Origin of the sequence: Psychrilyobacter sp., assembly GCF_049671765.1 — a bacterium.
In the GTDB taxonomy this organism is placed as follows: domain Bacteria; phylum Fusobacteriota; class Fusobacteriia; order Fusobacteriales; family Fusobacteriaceae; genus Psychrilyobacter.
In genome coordinates, this window is sequence record NZ_JBATVM010000275.1 from 1 (window position 1) to 4,280 (window position 4,280).

The window sequence follows — 4,280 nt, forward strand, 5'->3', positions numbered from 1 at the left end:
GAGGAGTTTTTAAAATTTCATCAATCTCATTTCTATCAATTTTTAAAACTTCTAAAAATTCATTTTCATCTAAATTTTGGCTTGTTTTAATTAAATCTTCAGCGTGGTATATATACATCTTTGAAGAGGAGAGTCCTGGACTCCTAAAGTACTCAGATACTTTAGTTATTCTTCTGGCCCTGTATCCCGTTTCTTCTTCAAGTTCTCTCAGTGCAGCTTTTTCCACATCTTCACCAGGATCCACAAGTCCTGCAGGGATCTCAATTATTTCTTGTTTTAGTGCTGGTCTATATTGCTTAACTAATAAAAGTTTTCCTTCTGGTGTAAATGCAATTACTCCTACAGTTATATAATCTTTTAAGAATGTCCATCTTACTTGATTTCCATTAGGTAGAATTAAGTCCTCTTCATATATCACAAAATGTTCATTTTCAAATACTTTGTCTTTTTTTATATGTTTATACTTCATATTCCTCCAATATTTCTTTGATTTTATACAATATAATTCCAGTGGCCACTCCTACATTTAGTGATTCTGCACTTCCATATATAGGGATTTTTACTATCTCATTACTTGCCTTTAAAATCTCTTTTGATACTCCTTGTCCTTCATTTCCAAAAACAACTGCATTTTTTCCTTTTAACTTGATCTTGTTATAATTTACACTTTCATTTGTTAGACCGCTAGACAAAATATTATAGTTATTTAATTTTAAAAATTCTATAAGGTTTTCTTCTGAGAGATAGTTGATATTTAAATTAAATAATGACCCCATACTGCTTCTAACACTTTTTTCATTATATATATCAACACTTCCAGTTGTCAACAACATATCTTTAATTCCTACTGCATCAACTAATCTAATGATAGTTCCTAGATTTCCAGGGTCCTGAATCCTATCCAATACCACTATATTTTCTCCTAAATCATCCATAGAATTATACAAAAAATCATAGATCAAAACTACACCTTGTGAATTTTCTTGTGTTGATATGTCATTAAATAAAGTATCACTATATATGTATTTTTTGCAATTAAAATCATCTATTTTAGGAAATTTTTCTTCTACACCATCACGCAATATTATGTATTTAGGAGGTATAGAAAAGTCTAAAAATTTATGCCCTTCGGCTAAAAAAAGTTTTTCTCTCTCCCTATATTTTTTTAGTTTTAGTTTTTTTATAGTTTTAAATAATTTATTTTCCTTACTATTTATAAATTCCACTTTTACATCTCCTAACAAATAAATTTGATTACCATATAGTATATATTTATAAGTAAAAAAATACAACTATTTTTTCTTTCTAGTTTCACATTTAATTAGTAGATAAAAAATGAAGATTAGGGTTATTTTTTTAATTTTATTATCTCTACTCGAACAGGTTCACTCCCACTTCCTATTCCTCTGGTAGTTATCTCTTCTTCTGATATTCCATATTTTTTAGCAATTATTTTTTTTACTCGAGGCTCACAAAATTTACCTTGGCATATTCCCATCCCTGCCCGAGTACGTCTTTTTATTCCATCGGTAGAAGTGATCTTAATCCCTCTATCTAAAGCATCTAAGATATCTCTTTGTCTGACTTGCTCACACCTACATACGATTCTGTTAGGATCATCTTCATCTAAATTTATATACTCATTTACTGTTTTCATAGGGAGCATATCACTTTCTGACTTCTTTAGAATATTTGGTTCTCTAAAGGGATTAAATTTATTATTTTTAGACAGATCAATTATTTTTTTTACTAAATCTACTACATATTGAGCTATTGCAGGGGATGATGTTATTCCTGGAGATTCTATTCCAGCTACATTTATAAAGTTTTTAGATTTAGTTTCTTCAATTATAAAATCATGGTGACTACTAGTTGCTCTAGTCCCTGCAAAACTTCTAATAATTTTTTTATTATCTAAATTTGGAATAGATCTATCTGCTTTTCCTATAATATCAAATAAGTTGTCTATATTTGTAGAAGTATCATATTTATCGTCCATTATTTGTGCATCTGGTCCTACCATAAGATTATTGTGGTAAGTAGGCGTAACTAAAACACCTTTCCCTTTTTCATTGGGACATTGAAATATGACATGATTAATTATATCTCCATATCCCTTTGTATAAACCAAATATTCTCCTTTTCGAGGGATTATATGAAAATATTCATCATTTATCATATTAGAGATAATATCTGAATTAACTCCTGCAGCATTGATAACTAACTTACTTTTTACTTCTCCTACAGATGTTTTTATAATATATAGATTATTTTTTTTATCTATATCTTCTACCCTACTATTAAATTTGAACTCTACTCCATTTGAGATGGCATTTTCAGCTAAAGCTATACAATATTCATAGGGAGAAACTATCCCAGCATTCTTACAATATAAGGCCCCTATAGCGTCTCCTATATTTGGTTCTAATTCTATAAGCTCTTTTCTCTTTATAATTTTTAAATTCTTTACTCCATTTTTTTCACCATTTTCAATGATTTTAGATAATGTTTTTATTTCTTCTTGGTTAAAAGCTAATATTAGTGATCCAATTTTTTCAAATCCAAAGTTTAATTCCTTGTTTAATCTATCAAAGAGTATATTACCTCTATGACTAAAGTAACCTTTCTTAGTACCGTGTGTTGCGTCGTAACCTCCATGAATAATACCGGAGTTTGCCTTTGTAGCTCCACAACTCACATCTTCTTCTTGTTCAATTACCACTGTTTTAATTTTATATTTAGAAAGTTCCCGGGCTATACTACATCCGATAACTCCTCCTCCAATTATAGTAATGTCATACACTTTTATCACTCCTCACTCATATTTAATTCATAACATGATATTACCTCATTTTTGATTTAATTACAAATTTTTCAATGAATTGCACCATTATAGTAATTATGGTAGACTATATAGACTTGTATTACGCACAATTAGGAGGATGAAATGAAACATAAATTGGAATATTATCTCATGATTAGTTTTGTAAAATTACTTATGATGTTTTCAGAAAAAACAAGGTATAAAATCGCTGAAAAAATAGGAATAATAGGATACTATTTGGTAAAAAAAAGAAGGATGATAGCACTAGCAAACTTAAAATTAGCCTTTCCAGAAAAAACAAACGAGGAGAGGATAGAACTAGCTAAAAAAAATTATAAGGTACTAACAAAAGCATATATTTCATCTCTATGGATTATGGACTATATCTTTGATGAGACAAAGGTCAATGTAGAAAACTACCATATCTTAGATGATGCTGTAGCTGAAAATAAAGGTCTTATCATAGCTAGTATGCATATGGGAAATTTAGAAGCTTCCCTTAAAATTACAGAAAAATATAGACTATCTGATGTTATAAAAACTCAAAGAAATCCGTATATTGATAAATATATAAATAAAAATCGTAGTCAGCTTAATTTTAATATGATAAGAAAATCAAAGAGTACTCCTAGAGAACTTCTAAAGGTAATTAAAAATAAAGAAATTTTAGCTCTCTTTTCTGATCATAGAGATAAGGGAACTACCGTTAATTTCTTTGGTAGAGATACTATTGCTCCTACAGGTGCAGTACACTTTGCATTAAAATTTAAAATCCCATTAATATTTGCATATTCTATATTAAATGAAGATAATACTAATACTGTAAAAATCATTAAAAAAATTGAACTCATTGAAACAGGAGACTTAAAAAGTGATGTAAGGGTTAATACACAAAATTTAATTTATCTTATGGAGGATGCTATAAGAGAATATCCAGAACAATGGCTGTGGTTTCATGATCGATGGAGACTTAGTAAAGAATTTAAAAAATAGATATCATAAAAAAAGACAGTCCAATTCAATTATTGGACTGTCTTTTTTTTATTTCATTCTTTTTATAAGTTGATTTTTTATCTCTTCTAAACTTACTTCTTGTTCATTTAGAAGAACTAAAAGATGGTATAAAAGATCACTTGCTTCATATACTAGTTCTGATTTATCAGGATTGTTAGCAGCAATGATTACCTCTGCACACTCTTCTCCTACCTTTTTAAGGATCTTATCGATTCCCTCTTTATATAGATAGGTAGTGTAAGAACCTTCTATAGGATTTTTTTTCCTATCTTTTAAAATATCATCAAGGGTGAAAAGTACCTCTCCTATAGTCATATTTTTATCTGGTGTAACTTGATTAAAAAAACATGACTTTTTACCTGTATGGCATGCGTTACCTGTTTGCTCTACTTTTATAAGGAGGGTATCGCCGTCACAGTCATAAGATAGTTCCTTTATTTTT

5 protein-coding genes are annotated in these 4,280 nt (G+C 29.0%); 1 reads left to right on the top strand and 4 read right to left on the bottom strand.

Features of this window, described 5'->3' with window-relative positions; translation table 11 throughout:
* The 3 genes from WBG30_RS12930 to WBG30_RS12940 all read right to left on the bottom strand — a co-directional run.
* A partial coding sequence (locus tag WBG30_RS12930) for an NUDIX hydrolase (protein ID WP_424505079.1) occupies positions 1-469 on the bottom strand: 469 nt, incomplete at its 3' end.
* Positions 459-1,226, bottom strand: coding sequence for a TrmH family RNA methyltransferase (locus tag WBG30_RS12935; protein WP_424505080.1), 768 nt, complete (start codon positions 1,224-1,226; stop codon positions 459-461). The genes WBG30_RS12930 and WBG30_RS12935, both read right to left, overlap by 11 nt.
* Before the next feature lie 122 nt (positions 1,227-1,348).
* Positions 1,349-2,803, bottom strand: coding sequence for an NAD(P)/FAD-dependent oxidoreductase (locus WBG30_RS12940; protein WP_424505081.1), 1,455 nt, complete (start codon positions 2,801-2,803; stop codon positions 1,349-1,351).
* Between the two features lie 144 nt (positions 2,804-2,947).
* On the opposite strand from WBG30_RS12940, the gene WBG30_RS12945 reads away from it, so the two are divergent.
* Positions 2,948-3,817 carry a lysophospholipid acyltransferase family protein gene (locus WBG30_RS12945; RefSeq protein WP_424505082.1) on the top strand — a complete coding sequence of 290 codons (870 nt, stop codon included), beginning with the start codon at positions 2,948-2,950 and terminating at the stop codon, positions 3,815-3,817.
* Between the two features lie 48 nt (positions 3,818-3,865).
* Here WBG30_RS12945 and hisE read toward each other — a convergent pair.
* Positions 3,866-4,280, bottom strand: a 415-nt coding sequence (hisE, locus tag WBG30_RS12950; protein ID WP_424505083.1) for a phosphoribosyl-ATP diphosphatase, incomplete at its 5' end; no start/stop codon positions are given.

Bases quoted from the DNA above. Each gene is read 5' to 3' on its own strand.
- WBG30_RS12945 (WP_424505082.1), top strand. From the start codon at position 2,948: ATGAAACATAAATTGGAATATTATCTCATGATTAGTTTTGTAAAATTA.